At 40.8% G+C, this 15,982-nt stretch carries 18 protein-coding genes; 12 read left to right on the top strand and 6 right to left on the bottom strand.

From position 1 onward, the window contains the following. Nucleotides 1-204 precede the first annotated feature (204 nt). From mobV to CGC58_RS09125, 4 genes are all read right to left on the bottom strand, one after another. The gene (mobV, locus tag CGC58_RS09140; RefSeq protein WP_095896432.1) at nt 205-1,461 is read right to left on the bottom strand and encodes a MobV family relaxase; all 1,257 of its coding nucleotides are present in this window, start codon (nt 1,459-1,461) and stop codon (nt 205-207) included. A 62-nt stretch (nt 1,462-1,523) separates the two neighbouring features. Further along, nucleotides 1,524-1,727 carry a hypothetical protein gene (locus CGC58_RS09135; RefSeq protein ID WP_095897184.1) on the bottom strand — a complete coding sequence of 68 codons (204 nt, stop codon included), beginning with the start codon at nt 1,725-1,727 and terminating at the stop codon, nt 1,524-1,526. 64 nt (nt 1,728-1,791) lie between these two features. Beyond that, a complete protein-coding gene (locus CGC58_RS09130; RefSeq protein ID WP_095897183.1) occupies nt 1,792-2,733 on the bottom strand; it encodes a toprim domain-containing protein in 942 nt (313 codons plus the stop codon). 354 nt (nt 2,734-3,087) lie between these two features. Further along, nucleotides 3,088-4,278, bottom strand: coding sequence for a VapE domain-containing protein (locus CGC58_RS09125; RefSeq protein ID WP_095896431.1), 1,191 nt, complete (start codon nt 4,276-4,278; stop codon nt 3,088-3,090). An 80-nt stretch (nt 4,279-4,358) separates the two neighbouring features. Between CGC58_RS09125 and CGC58_RS12710 the strand changes: the two genes are divergently transcribed. The 9 genes from CGC58_RS12710 (at nt 4,359) to drt3b (ending at nt 11,269) form a co-directional block, all read left to right on the top strand. Then, on the top strand, nt 4,359-4,568 hold the full coding sequence (locus CGC58_RS12710; RefSeq protein ID WP_157909242.1) for a hypothetical protein: 210 nt from the start codon (nt 4,359-4,361) through the stop codon (nt 4,566-4,568). Nucleotides 4,569-5,017: 449 nt separating this feature from the next. Beyond that, a complete protein-coding gene (locus tag CGC58_RS12860; protein WP_227977415.1) occupies nt 5,018-5,158 on the top strand; it encodes a helix-turn-helix domain-containing protein in 141 nt (46 codons plus the stop codon). Beyond that, nucleotides 5,155-5,448: a helix-turn-helix domain-containing protein gene (locus tag CGC58_RS09115; protein ID WP_198540721.1), complete on the top strand. Its 294-nt coding sequence runs from the start codon at nt 5,155-5,157 to the stop codon at nt 5,446-5,448. Before CGC58_RS12860 ends, CGC58_RS09115 begins: the two co-directional genes overlap by 4 nt. A gap of 172 nt (nt 5,449-5,620) precedes the next feature. Further along, nucleotides 5,621-6,040, top strand: a complete 420-nt coding sequence (locus CGC58_RS09110; protein WP_095896429.1) for an SRPBCC family protein — start codon at nt 5,621-5,623, stop codon at nt 6,038-6,040. Beyond that, nucleotides 6,037-6,510, top strand: coding sequence for a MarR family winged helix-turn-helix transcriptional regulator (locus CGC58_RS09105; RefSeq protein ID WP_095896428.1), 474 nt, complete (start codon nt 6,037-6,039; stop codon nt 6,508-6,510). Before CGC58_RS09110 ends, CGC58_RS09105 begins: the two co-directional genes overlap by 4 nt. Nucleotides 6,511-6,518: 8 nt before the next feature. After that, on the top strand, nt 6,519-6,962 hold the full coding sequence (locus CGC58_RS09100) for a GNAT family N-acetyltransferase (protein WP_078737567.1): 444 nt from the start codon (nt 6,519-6,521) through the stop codon (nt 6,960-6,962). Next, nucleotides 6,959-7,579 carry a DNA alkylation repair protein gene (locus CGC58_RS09095; RefSeq protein WP_232748819.1) on the top strand — a complete coding sequence of 207 codons (621 nt, stop codon included), beginning with the start codon at nt 6,959-6,961 and terminating at the stop codon, nt 7,577-7,579. Before CGC58_RS09100 ends, CGC58_RS09095 begins: the two co-directional genes overlap by 4 nt. A 28-nt stretch (nt 7,580-7,607) precedes the next feature. Continuing rightward, nucleotides 7,608-9,017, top strand: coding sequence for an antiviral reverse transcriptase Drt3a (gene drt3a, locus CGC58_RS09090; protein ID WP_095896427.1), 1,410 nt, complete (start codon nt 7,608-7,610; stop codon nt 9,015-9,017). After that, on the top strand, nt 9,014-11,269 hold the full coding sequence (gene drt3b, locus CGC58_RS09085) for an antiviral reverse transcriptase Drt3b (protein WP_157909240.1): 2,256 nt from the start codon (nt 9,014-9,016) through the stop codon (nt 11,267-11,269). The genes drt3a and drt3b overlap by 4 nt, the downstream gene beginning before the upstream one ends. A gap of 138 nt (nt 11,270-11,407) precedes the next feature. Here drt3b and CGC58_RS09080 read toward each other — a convergent pair whose 3' ends face one another. Continuing rightward, a complete protein-coding gene (locus tag CGC58_RS09080; protein WP_095896425.1) occupies nt 11,408-12,571 on the bottom strand; it encodes a site-specific integrase in 1,164 nt (387 codons plus the stop codon). A gap of 5 nt (nt 12,572-12,576) precedes the next feature. After that, nucleotides 12,577-13,806: a site-specific integrase gene (locus CGC58_RS09075; RefSeq protein ID WP_095896424.1), complete on the bottom strand. Its 1,230-nt coding sequence runs from the start codon at nt 13,804-13,806 to the stop codon at nt 12,577-12,579. Nucleotides 13,807-13,819: 13 nt separating this feature from the next. Between CGC58_RS09075 and CGC58_RS12705 the strand changes: the two genes are divergently transcribed. The 3 genes from CGC58_RS12705 (at nt 13,820) to CGC58_RS09065 (ending at nt 15,937) form a co-directional block, all read left to right on the top strand. Next, nucleotides 13,820-14,098, top strand: coding sequence for a hypothetical protein (locus CGC58_RS12705; RefSeq protein ID WP_155284570.1), 279 nt, complete (start codon nt 13,820-13,822; stop codon nt 14,096-14,098). 415 nt (nt 14,099-14,513) lie between these two features. Next, a complete protein-coding gene (locus CGC58_RS09070) occupies nt 14,514-14,816 on the top strand; it encodes an HU family DNA-binding protein (protein ID WP_232748818.1) in 303 nt (100 codons plus the stop codon). 161 nt (nt 14,817-14,977) lie between these two features. Continuing rightward, on the top strand, nt 14,978-15,937 hold the full coding sequence (locus CGC58_RS09065; protein ID WP_095896423.1) for a DUF2262 domain-containing protein: 960 nt from the start codon (nt 14,978-14,980) through the stop codon (nt 15,935-15,937). Nucleotides 15,938-15,982: the final 45 nt, after the last annotated feature.

Below are 15,982 nucleotides of genomic sequence, written 5' to 3'. Positions count from 1 at the left end.
CGAGCTATCTTGTTGAAGAATAGAGTGTTACCATTTAGGGATAGATGGGTAGGTAACGATTTAGAAATGAGCGGAGTGCATTGAGGCACATTGTTTTGAATAGCCAAAGAACGCTCACTTTTACTACTTGCAAAGGTACATATTTTCGAGGGAAAGTGAGCGTCTTTTCTTGTTTTTCTTCTTGTCAGTGAAAGAAAAAAGCAATTACAGCCGTTGCGAGCGGTTGCGATTGATGAGTTGTTTCCATTTCTGCTCGTACCAATTGGTAATGGGAAGCCCGTTGATGGTGAGGAGCGGTCGTTTCTTCTCATCCTTGATGATACAGATTTCGCTGTCCTCTTCCGTAAACTCTCTCTTGTATAATCCCGAATAGGCTTTAGCCGTTCCTCGTTGGGGAGCTTCCGTGCGATACATCTCCGCTATCCTATCATCAGAGAAGTTCATCTTTCTGAGCATCAGACGGATATTCAAAAGCTGGTAGAAGCCACTGAAGAAACGTTTTATCCAATTCCGCTCTTCCTCGTAAATCTGCACGGTTTCTTTCAATTCGGCAATAGTTCTGTCCTTTCCCTTGACCGTGTCCTGCAAGAGAACGACTTCCTTTCGGATTTCGTTTTTCTCCTTTTCCGAAAGATACTGTTGCCGTTCGGCTTCCTGTTCCAAGTCTGCAATACGCTTCTCTGCCTTGTCGAGTTCGGAGTTGCCAAAGAGGGAGTACAGCGTACCTTTCATTCGGAGCTTGCCTGCCTGCTTCTCCAGCTCCTTTATCTTGGCTGTGAGTTCCGCTTCTTGGGCTTTCTTCTCTTTCGTTGATTTGAGGATTTCCTTGTAATACTCCATAGTGGTACGGTGCTTGGCTTCCGAGCCGTGTACGCCTCGTTCCAATCCGAACCGTTGCACTCGCTTGGCATAGTCCGTCTGATACTGCTCCAGTTTCTTGGGCGTAAGCACATCATCGGCACAAAGTCGTACCTTGTTCTTCTTCGTCTTGTACTTCCGCTTCCCATTCTCGGCTTCCTCTTTGGCTTTCCTTCTTTCGCCCGTGACAATCGGAACGACCGTGGCGTGAATATGGGGCGTTTCCTCGTCTGCGTGCAGCGTGGCAGCGACCACGTTGTCCGCCCCGAAAGTGGAGCGAAGCCAATCCATCGATTCATCACACCATTCGTACAAGCGTCCTTCCTGCTCTATACGAGCCATATCCTCTGGTGAACTCGACAGGATAAAGCGCAAGGCTTTGACTTGGTTCTTTGCTACCTTTCGGTAGATACCGGCTGTGGCGATGCGATGCTCTATCGCTTCGCTACGGTTGGTCACATTTGCAGGGAATTGCACCAATTCCCTATTCAGGTGTGTGCGAGAAGGATCGACGTTACTCGGGGTATATGTCCGCGCTATATGAGCGGTATTTCCCGAGTCGTTGCTTCTCGCCTTGTCTATATGTAATACGGCGTAGCCCATTGTTTGAAGATTGATTTAGGGGTATCCAAAGGGGCGAAGTCCCTTGGCTCAGGAGGGTATTTTTAGCGATAACGGAGTGCAGCGTGAAGAAAATACCCTAATGAGCTATGGCATTTCTTGAAATGTCCGCTCCGCCCTGCTCGTCCTTCTTTCTTGTTACGTTGCATTCTGTGAATGCCTGCACGCTTTGTTTCTAAGTTTGGCTCTGCAAACTTGCTGTTCTGAGGAACTGCCGTAGCTATCGAAACAAAGCCGTTTATTCGCATACATTTTATTTCCTGCATCTTTGAATACCTGATGATAGAATAATGTTGTTTGCTCTCTTTTGCCTTATCGTCTAAGTCCTCGTTTGCGAGGTGGTATCACCTGTTTTTGCCCTGTTCTTTGGGCAACGTGGTACTCATTGAGGTCTTTGTATCGGGAATAGTGTCGGCTCATATCCTCCACGTTGATACCTGCCGATTGTAAAGAATGTAGGGCTTGTCGTCCAGCTTGGTCGTTATCGAAGAAAGCTTGAACGGAATCGATACCTTTCTCGTGGAGATAGGCAATGGCTCGTGGGAGATTGCTGACGGAGTTCAGTACAAGGCAGGGAGCAGTTTCTTTTTCTTTCATCGTGAGAAGGGAAAGGAAATCCATAAAGCCCTCAAAGATGCAGTGAGGAGCATTGTTCGCTTCTCCTGCAATCAGAGAAATATCCTTTGGAGCTATCGTTCCATTGAATGTCTTGTCGTCTCGGAGTTCATATCCTCCTGCACGATTGGCAAAGCCGATGGCAGAATACTCTCTTCCTCCTACTTCGTAGCGAATATGACGGAGATAAGGACTTGCCACGGCAAGGTCTATCCTGCGTACCTCTCGAAGATAGTTTTGCAGATACAGGGGCAACTCTTCGCTGATGAAGAGAATACGCCTTACATTACTTGGTCGCTGTTCACCTCTTATCTGTCCTGTGTGAGTTTCACGATGAAAGGAAGAGGAAGCGAGGGTTATCGCTTTCCTTTCGGCAAGATGCGCCATTGCTTCGTAGGCACTGCATCCACGCATCCGCATCACAAGGTCTATGATGCTTCCACCTTGGCTTGTCCCATAGTCGTGCCACAGATTTTTCCGAAAGTCCACTTTCAAGCTGGCGTTGTGGTCTTCTCGGTAAGGTGCGTGATAAAGGGCATAGCCGTTATAAAGCTCGGCAGGCTCGATGCCACAGGCGTGCAGGTAGTCGCCTATCGGTATCGCCTTGATGTATTGTAGGTCGTAATATTCGTTGTTCATTGCTGTTATCGTTGGATTGGAATTGTTCATATTCATAGTTCGCTCTGTTTTCTCTTTTTGGAATTTTCCTCTTTTTATCTTACTACTCTTCTACATTCAGATAAGAGATTGACAGTGAAAGAGAAAAGTGTAACACTTCATTCTGTTTTATCCTTCTACACCTCCTGTCTACACCTTTTCTCATTCATTCTTCCGTAGAAGCGTAGAAAGATGGTAGTAAGCTGTGTCGCAAGATGGAGACCTCCTGCAATCCTTTCTCTTTCATCGTATTATCGGTAGTTGTAGTAACGTAGTAAGGAGAATAGGAAAGAAAAGAGAAAGGGGTATTGCAAAGGAGTGGGTAACAACAGAGTGCTATGGCGGTTGCTCGGGGTAAACCTTACGGACGGCATAGACATATACGGGATTGCCGTTTATCCTGCGACACTCCTTTGTATAGCCAGCCTTTCGTAAGGCTTCCCCCATCCGTTTGGCGGAGAGGGATTGTCGGGTATAGCAGGAGAGGTAACCCACTATCTCCGAATTGGTCATATAGAAGCGTTTTGTTGCCGTCTCTGCCTCCGTGGGAAAGGTGAAATAGCGGAGCAACAGTTCCATCTCTGTCGTATAGACTTGGAAGGCTTCGCTGTTTCTATGCAATTCAATAATCTCTTCATCATTGAACCAATAGCGAAACCCTTCATTCAATAGGGTCTTGGCTTCACTGTAAACGTCATCCATCGGAATGCTCTTGGCTCGGTCTATATCTATTGCCAGCACTTCAAAGGGCAGGAAGCGTCTGCTTCCTGTCGGGTCGGTGAGGAAATCGTTGCCATTGACCGAAGCCACGAAACTTGCCAAGTGGGGTCGTTCCTCGATATGCTTCTCGTAGGGCATACGATACTTCACCTGCGGACAGGTAATGAGGTTCTTCAGTTCGTTCTCGTCCCGCTTGTTGAGGGCTTTGAGTTGGTCGTCAATGTTGATGATGAGGTTTTGCCCGATAAGGCTCAGCACGTCCTTTTCCTGCGGGTAAATCTTTCCCGTATAGCGGTAATCGGATAGAGCCGGTGGACAGAGCAAGTCAAGGAACGTTGTCTTGAACTTGCCCTGCTCGCCTGTCAGCACAAGGCAGGTGTGATTGCGACACTGCTTGTCGTCCATTACATTGGCGACCACTGCCACCAGCCACTTGGTGAGGTATTCTTTCCACTTCTCAGGATTGGTTACGCTCACGCAGTCGGAAAGGGCGGTGATAGCTTCCGCATTCCCTTTCGTCAGCGGTAACGCTTGGAAATAGGCTTGCACGGGATTGATGCGTGGTGAGAAATCGCTTTCGATGATGCTGTACAGATTCTCGGGCGAGGCCTGTACATCGGCTTCCTTATCTAAAGCTCGTTTAAGGGTATTGATGCGGTAGCGGTCTACGGCTGTATAATCGTCCGTTCCTCGTGGACGGTACTCGGCTCGGTGCAATACGGTATTGTACCGAAACTCGTAACGAGCCGAAAGGAACTCTTCTATTTGCGTGTTCTTGGAGAGGTTGTCCTTCTCTTCTTTTTTCATTGTTCGTATCTCTTTTATTTGCTTGATTTTGAACTTTCATCCGAAAACGGATGCTGAAACCAAGTTAAAGAGGCGAACAAGTGAAGCCAAGCCTTATGGCGTTGTTGCATCGAGGTGCTGCATATTTCTTCGGCAAAAGGAAAGGATACCTCACATTTTCTCCTCAAAAATCAGAAAAAGACAAATGGAAGAACGGGAAACGCTACCCGAATGGCTGTATCGAATTACGTGCAGATGCATGCCTTTGCCTTTTCGATGAAAGCAGAGGGAAAAGCCTAAAAGACAGGTAGGAAGATTCTCTCTAACAGAGCCACTTCATACTATATCGACGCCAGAAGTATCCACTTAGCAGGAATGGAGTAAACAGTATATGTTGGTTCGTTATTTTCGCATCGAAACAGGATTTTTCCTCTCGGAAGGAATTTGGAGAAACGGAGAGAAAAGGCAGGGAATCCCTTCTGAAAATAGATAGGTTTTACTTATACATTTGCCTGCAAATTCCTGCGATTTCCTTTGATCTCATCAGGTCAGAGAACAAGGATTTCGACTGCATACATTTGCATCAAAAAGAGGAAATAACAACAATTAAAACGATATTGATATGAGATTTACAGCCATCGACTCCTCCGCTTGGGAGGAACTGAAAAAGAGCATCGAAGAACTGGCTCTTTGTATGAGAGAGAATTTCGGCACGAAGCCCGAAGTCCCTGACCTGTTGCACAATGGGGACGTGTGCCGAATACTCAACATCAGCAAACGGACGCTCCAGCATTATCGGGATACTTCCGTATTGCCCTTCATTCAAATCGGGCATAAGTGCTACTACAAACGTGAGGATGTGGAAGCACTCCTCGAAAAGTCGAACCGAAAAATACAATGACTATGGAACACGAAATCATAAATAAAGAAACGCCCGAAATGAAACAACTCATTTCGGGCATTCAAGAAGTAAGCAAATGTATTCGGGAGATTGCCCAAACGCATCGTCCGCTGTTCGGAGGAGAAATCTATCTCACGGGGAGAGAAGTGTGCGAACGGCTTTTCGTCAGCCCCCGCACCTTGCAGGATTATCGCGACAAGGGCATTATTCCCTACACCCAAATCGCAGGGAAAATCCTCTATCGCCTCTCCGACATCAACCGATTACTGCAAGAGAATTATCGGAGATGAAACTCTTTATGACAAAATTGCTCTATATTCTTTGATTATTGTTGTCGGGTATATTATCTTTGTGGCTACAAAACGATTTCTCACATGAAGATAGAAAGAATAGGGATGCGAAACGTCGATTTTTTCGGTTCATTCATTTCCTGAAATATTCAGAACATAAGACAATTTAAATATGTGGTCAAAAACGTATTCTATTACAACGAACGAAGTTGCAAGAGAACAAATGTGGAAGCTATTTGCTGATGTCAATGGCTGGCATACATGGGATAGCGGGGTGGAATATGCCCAATTGAATGGATCGTTTGAACAAGGTAGTCACATTCTATTGAAACCTAAGGGAGGTCCGAAGATAAAGATTGTCATTTCAGAAATAATAGAGAAAAAAATGTTTATCACGGTTTCCTCTTTTCCTTTGGCAAAAATTTATCACGAGCATTTGTTTGAGGAAACCTCTGATGGGTTGAGAATTTCATATACTATCACGGTAAAAGGAGTGTTGAGTTTCTTGTGGGTGAAACTTATTGCCCAAAATCTGTTCAATTCAATTCCAAAAGATGTTGTAAAACAAATAAACATAGCCAAGACACTATGAATAAGACAGACATTGTTTTTGGAGCCGAAAAGGCAGAAGATAGTTCGGGGTTTCTGCTTTGGCAGGTTACAACACTTTGGCAGCGTCGCATAAAGCAATCATTGGATTTATTGGATTTGACACACACGCAATTCGTGCTATTGGCAACCGCTGCTTCGCTTTCTCAAAATGGTAATATCGTAACACAGATTGATATTGCAAATCAAAGTAAAACCGATCGTATGATGGTCTCTAAGGTTTTGCGCACACTACAATCAAAAGGACTGATAGAGAGAAGAGAGCATAGAACGGATACGCGAGCCAAAGAAATAACCCTCACTCGAAAAGCCTTAGACCTTGTACAAAAAGCAGTAGTTGCAGTGGAGCAAACAGATAGAGAGTTCTTTGGAGTTCTCCGCACCGAGCGAGAAAGTTTCAACGAAAGTATGCGCCAACTAATCAAGAACGACATAGGTAGTTCCTCAACGTAACAGACATCATGAAAATAGAACGAGTTACCAAAAACAAGAAACAATTTCTTGATTTATTGCTGTTAGCGGACGAACAGGAAAATATGATTGACAAGTATTTGTCGTGTGGAGACTTGTTTGCCTTATACGACGATGACTTGAAAAGCATTTGCGTTGTAGTGCCTGTAAGCAGTGATACCTGTGAATTGAAGAACATAGCGACATACGAGCAATATCAGGGTAAAGGTTACGGTAGAAGATTGATAGATTATATTTCCGATTTCTACAAAAAAGACTATAGGGCAATGCTTGTCGGTACTGGTGAAGTTCCTGCAATCCTATCGTTTTATGAAGGCTGTGGTTTTGAAAAGTCTCATCGGATAGAGAATTTCTTCACTGACAATTACGACCATCCAATTTTCGAACGAGATATACAACTCGTAGATATGATTTACCTTAGAAAGGATTTATGACAATGGGAATAGACAATATCTTGAATAAGATACAGCAAATTGAACATGGGTTTCAGCATATTATTGATGGAGCTGGCGAGGTTGTTTCCACACACCCGAAAGAACAATGTTTTGAACTTGCACTCACTTTGTTTGAACACGAAGCCTATCAAGCACGAATGTTGGCAACAACAATCTTGGGCAGATTGGCAACAGAAGATAATAACGCACTTTGTCTTCTGAAAAAGCGAATAAGCACCGATGAGAATTGGAGAGTGCAGGAAATGCTTGCAAAGGCTTTTGATGAAGTTTGCAAACACAGGGGGTATGAAGCATCTTTACCTCTCATTGAAGAATGGTTGAATGATAACAAACCGAATGTTATCCGTGCTGTAACGGAGGGGTTGAGAATTTGGACAAGTCGCCCGTTCTTCAAAGAAAACCCATTAGTTGCTATTGCTCTAATCGCTAAGCACAAAGGACACGAAAGCGAATATCTTCGTAAATCTGTTGGAAACGCTTTAAGGGATATAAGCAAGAAACATTCAGACTTGATACGGCAAGAAGTGGAGCAATGGGACTTATCTAATCCTCGAATTATGTTTACCTACAAACTTGCAACAAAATTATTAAAATAGAAATTCAACTTTGCTATAGAATAACAACATGCTTGATCAATCTTTTTCTGCACATAATTTTGAAACCATTTATTGCCTTGAGAGTCGTAAAGGCAATATAGACATACAGACTATGCCTGAAGAGTATCGTGATGTTTTAGCAAGATCTGAGGAGCTAAAGAAAGCGGTGTCAGTTCTTAGGCAGAAAAAAGACAGAACACAGGAGGAAGCATTAGAACTTGAAATAAAAAAAGTCGAATTAAAGAACCTTATAGAGCAAAAAAAGGATGTATTACGCATTTATTTGGAAACTATCGACAAACAAGTAAATGCTCATGGCTTTAAGTTTTCTTTGAATAAATTTGTTGCCGATGACAACAAAGAAGTTTATACGTTAGATGTGACATCTCACGCATATCTATTTGCCATTAAGCAACTTCAATATAATATTCGACAAACCTTCAAGGTAAAGCAGGCTAACCGACATAGCATATTGGCAAACATCAAGACTTTTTTGAATTCTGATATTCCAGTTTATGTTATTCGAACAGATATCTCAAGTTTCTATGAGTCTATACCTCATGACAAACTAATGCCGATGATATTTGACAACACCTTACTATCTAATAAATCTAAAGCGTTTATTAAAGGTATATTGGGAGAATATGAGAAAATCAAAGGTCATGAATTCGCTTCTCCATCACGAGGAGTACCTCGTGGTATAGGGATCAGTTCATACTTAAGTGAGTTATATATGAGGGATATTGACGCTAAAATATCTTCTCGAAAGGAGGTGATGTTCTATGCAAGGTATGTTGATGATATTTTTATCATTCTTTCCTCATTGCCTATTGAATCTTCTATAGACCAGTATTATGCCGATATGACAGCTTTTTTCCAAACTTATGGTTTATCTTTGAAACCATCTGGAGATAGATCCGGCAAGTGTCGCATTATGGATTTTACCAAAGACAATTATGTCGAAAACCCTATGAACTATCTAGGATACTGTTTGCACATGAGTCGAACTGCAAAAAAACTGTCAGTTACGTATGGGCTTTCAGATAAAAAGAAGGAGCAGTACCGTAAAAAAATTGATCATGCAATAGACCATTTTGAAACTCTCTGCAAGTACAATATTAAGCAAGCATATTGTGATCTATTTGACTCATTGAATATTCTTACTGGTAATTTCAAACTATTCAAATCGAAGAATAGCGTAAAGGTTGGCTTGTTCTATAGTAATGATTTGCTGGATCGCAAGGAAGATCTTGATGAACTTACAACATACCTAAAAGAGCACCCCATAGAACCTTATGCGGGATTAAAAGATTACGCAAAAGTAAAGGCTAAGCTCGTTAAGCGTATATCAAGCATAGATTTCAATCATAGATGGAGAGAACGTAAAATGTTTTCCTTCAGTATTCAGCGTATTCAGGAAATAAAGAAATGGTTATGAGAAGAAAGGAAATCAGACTTCGCTACAAGAAAGAACGAGTAGTATTCTCGGATGTACTACCATACGAACTTCCATTGATTTTTAGTAATCGTTACTTTTATCGATTTCTAGTGCGTAATGGTATCTGGATAGAAATAGGTAGAGAAGGGCAAGATACATTACATTGGAATAGAACAGACGACAAAGGTATATTGGGTGTGTTGGCTATAATCTTTTGCCGAAAGATTTCTGAATTCGAAGGTAGGAACTCTTTGGAGCTCAGAACACATGACCTCAAACGTATTCCATTCGTATATAGCATACAGCACAAACCTCTGAAACATAGATATCTTTCATTGATACATCCTGCCAATCAAATTAAAGTGGTTGATTTATACAACAGATATAAGGATACCATCATATATCTCTGTTCTAAAAGTAATTTTTCCATAAGATACCCCAATAAAGTAGCTTGTTATTTTTATTATAAAGATCGGCTCCATCACGTGCTTATGGGAAAGAAAACAGATGAAATGGAAATGTACTTCAACGAATATGAGAATCTAAAAACATTCTTTAGCTATAAACAATACACTAATATCTATAAATTTTATGAAGATTATAGATATCAGCGTGCTGAAAAGAAGTTTTCTCATCTGCTAAAAATGGATGTACAGAACTGCTTCGACAGTATATATACGCATTCAATAGCTTGGGCAATTAGTGGTGGTGTGGACATATATAAAGACACATTTGAAGGTAAGTGTGATGGATCCGTTGGTGCATTATGGGATAAGATGATGCAAGAGATGAACTATAACGAAACAAATGGCATAGTCATTGGACCAGAGTGTTCACGCATATTTGCAGAAGTTATTATGCAACATGTTGATCAAATGGTAGAGCAGCAATTATATGAAAAAGGTTACCGAAACAAAGTGGATTATGAATGTTATCGCTATGTGGATGATTATTTCTTTTTCTACAATAGCGAAGCTGTTAAGGTTGATGCCGAACAGCTATTTCAAATGTATCTAAAAGAGTTTAAGTTGAGTCTTAGTCAAGAAAAGAGTAAGACTCTTGAACGTCCTTTTGTTACAGATATAACAAAAACAAAAATTGCGATAGACAGTTTACTCAATGATACTATCAAACTATATACCAACGAACCTGAATCTGAGCAATCTATTGAAGAAGAAATAGAAGAAACAGAACAGGACACATCAATGGAAGCAGAGGAGCAACTTCTAAAGATTGATCGTGAAAAAACGCTCAGTTGTTTAACTACTGATATTTATTTTCGCTTAAATGCAACTGATTTCAATAAACGATTTAAGGCTATTGTATCTGCCAATAATGTAGAAGCTAAAGATGTCCTCAACTACACAATGGCTCGCTTAGCCATTCGACTAGAGAGAAACCTGAAAAAGCTTGATGGATACTATAAAGTCCTGTGCTTATCGGCAGTTGATTTGAATTTAAGGGATTTATATCCACAAGTAGAAAAGAAAAGAAGACAACTTGAAAAGGTTTTGTCGAAATACCTTTTTAATATTCTTGATGCAGTTTTCTTCCTCTATGCGAACAGCAAACGTATTAACACGACTCTCAAGGTAATGCAAATTCTAAATATTATTTTGATTTATTTGGACAATAATTATAGTTTGAGGGTAGGCAAGAATAAATCAATAGTTCATCGTTTTACCGAATACACTCGTGAGATAGTGTTCAAGAAGATGCGAGATGAAATAAGCGTAGTACTACAAACAGCCCCCATGGATGACAATGTCCAGCTAGAAACATTATATTTCTTAATCATACTACGCAGTATGAATAGCAAATACCATTTGTCCCTACTTGAAATAGAACGATATCTTAGAATAAGGTATAACAACGATAGAACGATAAAAACATTCCCGAAGTTGAATATGTTAGCAGTTACAATTCTGGTATATTACTTCGGTAATGTGAAACAGTTTATAGATCTAAAGAATCTTATTGTTGACCACGCTCTGAAAAAGATAAATGAAATACCTGCTAATAGAAGATATATATCTGCTGAATATATTATATTTGCACTAGATATGGCTGCTTGTCCTTATATTTATCCGAGTAAGAGAATAAAATTTCTTCAAGCTGTAGGTGTTTCAAGAGCAGAAGGACAGCAGATTGTTAATTATATGAAAGAGCAGAAGTACATGTTTACAAAATGGACAAGCATTGATATTACGAAGGAACTAAACGCAAAAATCAGTCAAGAAGTTTATTCTTGATAGATGTATGCCCCAAACAAGCATAGGGTATAGAGCTCAAATATTTTTCACACACATAACCCTATGTCGTGACTTATGAAGTCTCATCAAAAGAGCCTAGAGCTCAGGCTCTTTTTCTATTGTATACTACACCTATCGTTACATCAACCTCTCCATATCTCTTGCAATCTTTTGGTCAGTGATTTGAGCATAGATTTGCGTGCTGGCAATGGACGAATGTCCCATCATCTTGGCAATGCTTTCTATCGGGATACCTGCCTCCAAAGTCAGCGTACCGAAGCTATGTCTTGCCATATGCCAAGTCAGCGGAGTACGAATGCCACACGCCAAGCCAACGGTTTTAAGGTGAGAAGACAACTTACCTTTGCTCACAGTATCGGGGAATATCTTGTAGTCTCCTTTGCTTTTCTCCTTTGTGTAGAGAGAAAGTATCTGCTCCGCTATCGGATGCAATGGTGTCAGGCTCTCGACTTCTGTCTTTTGGCGTGCCTTGCGGATATATCGTTTCCCATCGCTGTTCGTTTCGATTTGCGAAGCTCTCAAACTCTGTAAGTCGGCAAATGCCAAACCCGTAAAGACGGAGAAAAGAAACATTCTTCGGCTTAGTTCCGCTCCTTCGTCTTGCAATGGGAATGCCAAGAGCTTAACTATATCTCCTTTGCCTAGGAAACGAGGTTTATTCTCCACGGCTTCATACTTCATCCCCTCAAATGGATTGAAGCGGATAGTCCCTTGACCAACGGCTCGATACATCAACCGACTCAACCAGCACAAATGCCTGTTTATCGTTGCAGGGGCATAGCCTTCCTTCTTCAAATGGAAGCGATAATCATCAAAGAACTCTATCGTTAGAGCCGTTAGAGAAATATCCTCTTCGCCACGATTTCGCACAAAAGCATTGAGCTGTTTATCGGAACTTCGATTGTTGCTATACGTTCCCTTACTCTTGCTTTCTCTTTGGGCATTGAGTTCCTCTGTACTAAGGGCAAGAAGTGTCGTTGGATTCCGTCCGATGCCTTGTAAGTAGTTCTTCAGAAGCTCGGCACTCACTGCTCCATATTTGTAGAGCAAAGTATTGTAACCTTGTTCGATTTCTTCCCGAAAGTTTTTCAGGCGTTGATTGGTTTTCTTGTCCGTTGTTTCTCCTCGCTTCGCACACCAACCGTGGGGAACAATGCTTTCGCCTGTGGTTATTACCACGTTTGAACCATCAATAGTAATACGACAAAGGATGGCTGTTGTGCCGTCTGCTTTCGTTTTATTCTTATTGATATAGAATAGAATTTTGAATGTACTACGCATAAGGCTTATAGAGTTAAGGTTAAGTTTTCGGTGAAAGAGAGAAATCGCTCGAACTCATCGAAGAGCTTTTTCGGGGTGACGTGGGCGTATCGTTCGGTCGTTTGGATGTTGCTATGCCCCAGCATTCGGCTGACCGTCTCGATGGGAACACCTCGCTCCAATGTTATTAGCGTGGCAAAGGTGTGCCTCCCGACATGTGCCGAAAGGGGAATAGAAATGCCAGCCCGAAGTTGTAAGGCTTTGATTTGGGTAAGATAAGCCGAATAGGCAATGGGAGCAAAGAGCGTGTTTCGTTCGTCAGATTGAAAATGCTCTATCAAGTGTACGGCTTCAGGCAAGAGCTTTACACGACAAAGCGTATCGGTCTTTTGTCTGCGGAACTTCAGCCACAACGCCCCCTCATCGTCCGTAAAGAGATGCTTCCGACCAAGGGCGACCATATCGCAATAGGCGACCCCCGTAAAGCAAGAAAAGAGAAAGAGATTGCGAGCAGTCTCCAACTCTATTTCATGCGGTTCAAAAATCAAGGCTTGCAACTTATCCAATGAAGCTCTGTCCAACGCACGAGGTTGTTTGTTCTCTCCTCGTTCTATCTCTACGTAAGCGAATAGTTGTCGCTCTGTCAAGCCCTCACGATACGCCAAGCGGCAGACTTTCTTCACCGCCAAAGCCATCTTACGATAATGACCTTGCGAATGCCCCAGCTTCCCAACAGAATAATGTTGCAAGCATTCCAAGAAATCTTCCTCTATCTGTCCGAAAGAAATATCTGTCGTGTGGTACTTCTCACAGATAAAGGCTTGCAGATGCTTACGAGTAGTGTAGTAACTGTTTAAAGTCGTCGCCTTTATTTCTATACCCACCTTTTGCTCCATCTCCTTGACCATTCGGTCGTATCGCTCCAAGAAGGTTGTCTGGCTTTGCATACTTCCTTGAAACTGCTCCTTGATGTCAGTTGCCGTAAAGACTGCACCTCGCTCGCAAAGGAGTCGATAAGCCGACTGCACCGAGAGAAGCAAGCGTTCCAACTTGCCATTCGTTGCCACCGCTTCACGGCTTTTGCCGTTCAACCTGCTCTCACGAGCATTCCACAACTTCGGGTCGCACGAGAGTTTACAACTGAATTGGGCGATGGTTCGCCCATAGGTTATACGCCCCATTATCGGAGCTTGCCCCGATTTGTCCAATCCGCTCTTTTTGAGGTAGAGCAACACCTTGAATTTGTCTGTTTGCATACGCTTCTTTTTTATGGGCAAAGTTACCCGTTACCGAAGCGTTTTCAGCTACGCAAAACATTGTGGTACAAAGCATAAGTACCGTAACGACGGAAAGGTGAGTTACCGAATACTCTTCTGTCGGTTACCTTCTCCTGCCTCTTCGTTACCATTCGGAGAATGGACTAACGATTTGGTAACGGAACTTCTGCACAAATCCACGCTTTCTGCACTTTATCCCTCAATGCAAACCACCGAGATATGGCGCAAATTACCCTCATTTCCATTTACTTACCTCTCATTCTCTCTCTAATGCCCTTTCCTCTGATAGTTCCTGATGTTTTACCAAAAAGCTCAGTATCTTTTCAGTAAAAGCTCTTGATGTTTTCATAAAAAGCTCCTGATGTTTTTTGTGAACATTCTTTTGAATTTGCAGAAATGTAATTTTTCATTTTTCAATTTAGTATAGAAGAAATACTTTATTTCAAGAGAGAATTTATCAACCTAAACAAAACCAACAATATTAAATATTTGTTAAAATATTAGTTTTTATCATTTTATTTATCTAAATTTGTCTTATCTATCTCATAGATTACAAATGAGATAAGTGATGAAAATTTAGTTTGTTTAATTAAAAAAGAAAGGTATTTATGGCAATTAAAATTAAAGCAGTTCAGAAAAGAAACCCGCAAAAACCTACAGAATCCGCTAAGTAGTATCCGCAAGCTGTGGGAGATGGTGAAACAAACCTCAATGATTTAGCGATGTATGCTTCGTCGGTTTCAACTGTGTCAAAAGCAGATATTTTGGCAGTGCTTGAAACAGTTTTAACAAAAGTAACGCACGATTTGTCCGAAGGGAAAATAGTTCGTGTGGGAGAATACTTTACGCTTCAAATGGGAATTACGGGCTCTCCATCGGAAAAAGAAGAAGAAGTTACGGGGGCCAAAGTGAAGTCTGCTCACATTCTCTTTCGCCCTGGCAAGATGTTATCCGATATGATTAAAGTAGCGACCTTTAAGAAAAAGTAATTTGCTACTTATGATGTATTCAAAATCCATAAGGCTTTCTATAAAAACAAACATAGAAAGCCTTTTGATGTTATTTAAGTATCTGTAAAAATATCCATAGAAAATAATTATTTTCTAATTACAATAAAAAGAAATTATCCGTATCGTAAATATCAAAAGCTATGAGTATCAGCATTCAAGATTTAAAGAAAATAGTAGAAACCTCGGAATATCAAGCATTAATAAAGCAGTTAAGCCAAGAATATCATATTGATATTTACAATGAAATGGAATTACAATTATACAATATCATCAGTAATCAATGTAAGTTTTCCGACCTTTCAATTGATGAAATTCATCAGTTCTTTTTAGAAAATCAGACTTTAGTTTGCCTTTACATCAACGATAAATTTGGTAAACCCGAAAAAGAAAAAGGAGTAACTTACTTGGGCTTTCCGCAAACAATCTTCTTAACTTCAGCAATGGAGATACTTCTCATTGAAAAAAATAAACTGTTAGATTATGTTAAAAAACAACGAATAACAGCTCCTACAAAATGTGTAAAAGAAGATATTGCATCGTATCAAAGAGCTTTAGCCACAAGTAAAAACGAACCAATTCCTGAAATCTTTCAGAAAAAACCTAAGGAGGAAAAAGTTATTTCTTACGTAGGAAATAAAATAATTTTAGGAGAGTTTAAGTCTACTGACGAAGATGATAAATGGCAAACTTCAGCTATTCTTTGGGAAAAGGAAACTGAAATTAACATCATTGGCGATTATGATTCCAAAAAAGCAATTGTAAATTATGTGCAATGGATAGAAGATAATCGTGAAACTATCCTTAGCTTTGCTTTGGAATATGAAAACTTTTTAGATACTTTCAACGATTGGATTTCGGAAGAAATACGTAAAAAAGGAAAAGCAACCCTTTATGATAAAACTATTTTAACAGAACCAATTACTGAAGAAACACTGATAAAAGGAATTCATATTGAGGATATTTCAGTATATTTGGAAGATGGTTCAATAGAAAGTGCTGAGATAAATCTTATAACTTCTCCTGATTATTTCAATGGACATACCCTTGTAATTGAAACAGACAAAAAGAAAAAATTATCTTTTGGCGGAATGCAAGGATAACAAACTAACTTAGTAATTTTGCAAATCAACAGAATAAAAAAACTA

The sequence above is a fragment of the Capnocytophaga stomatis genome (assembly GCF_002302635.1).
In the GTDB taxonomy this organism is placed as follows: Bacteria; Bacteroidota; Bacteroidia; order Flavobacteriales; family Flavobacteriaceae; genus Capnocytophaga; species Capnocytophaga stomatis.
This window is presented reverse-complemented; position numbering and strand designations above follow the sequence as displayed.

Excerpts from the sequence above, each read along its gene's own strand:
- mobV (WP_095896432.1), bottom strand. The coding sequence starts at position 1,461 with ATGGGCTACGCCGTATTACATATAGACAAGGCGAGAAGCAACGACTCG.
- CGC58_RS09135 (WP_095897184.1), bottom strand. The coding sequence starts at position 1,727 with ATGCGAATAAACGGCTTTGTTTCGATAGCTACGGCAGTTCCTCAGAAC.
- CGC58_RS09130 (WP_095897183.1), bottom strand. The coding sequence starts at position 2,733 with ATGAACAACGAATATTACGACCTACAATACATCAAGGCGATACCGATA.
- CGC58_RS09125 (WP_095896431.1), bottom strand. The coding sequence starts at position 4,278 with ATGAAAAAAGAAGAGAAGGACAACCTCTCCAAGAACACGCAAATAGAA.
- CGC58_RS09115 (WP_198540721.1), top strand. The coding sequence starts at position 5,155 with ATGACTATGGAACACGAAATCATAAATAAAGAAACGCCCGAAATGAAA.
- CGC58_RS09110 (WP_095896429.1), top strand. The coding sequence starts at position 5,621 with ATGTGGTCAAAAACGTATTCTATTACAACGAACGAAGTTGCAAGAGAA.
- CGC58_RS09105 (WP_095896428.1), top strand. The coding sequence starts at position 6,037 with ATGAATAAGACAGACATTGTTTTTGGAGCCGAAAAGGCAGAAGATAGT.
- CGC58_RS09100 (WP_078737567.1), top strand. The coding sequence starts at position 6,519 with ATGAAAATAGAACGAGTTACCAAAAACAAGAAACAATTTCTTGATTTA.
- CGC58_RS09095 (WP_232748819.1), top strand. The coding sequence starts at position 6,959 with ATGACAATGGGAATAGACAATATCTTGAATAAGATACAGCAAATTGAA.
- drt3a (WP_095896427.1), top strand. The coding sequence starts at position 7,608 with ATGCTTGATCAATCTTTTTCTGCACATAATTTTGAAACCATTTATTGC.
- drt3b (WP_157909240.1), top strand. The coding sequence starts at position 9,014 with ATGAGAAGAAAGGAAATCAGACTTCGCTACAAGAAAGAACGAGTAGTA.
- CGC58_RS09080 (WP_095896425.1), bottom strand. The coding sequence starts at position 12,571 with ATGCGTAGTACATTCAAAATTCTATTCTATATCAATAAGAATAAAACG.
- CGC58_RS09075 (WP_095896424.1), bottom strand. The coding sequence starts at position 13,806 with ATGCAAACAGACAAATTCAAGGTGTTGCTCTACCTCAAAAAGAGCGGA.
- CGC58_RS12705 (WP_155284570.1), top strand. The coding sequence starts at position 13,820 with ATGGGCAAAGTTACCCGTTACCGAAGCGTTTTCAGCTACGCAAAACAT.
- CGC58_RS09065 (WP_095896423.1), top strand. The coding sequence starts at position 14,978 with ATGAGTATCAGCATTCAAGATTTAAAGAAAATAGTAGAAACCTCGGAA.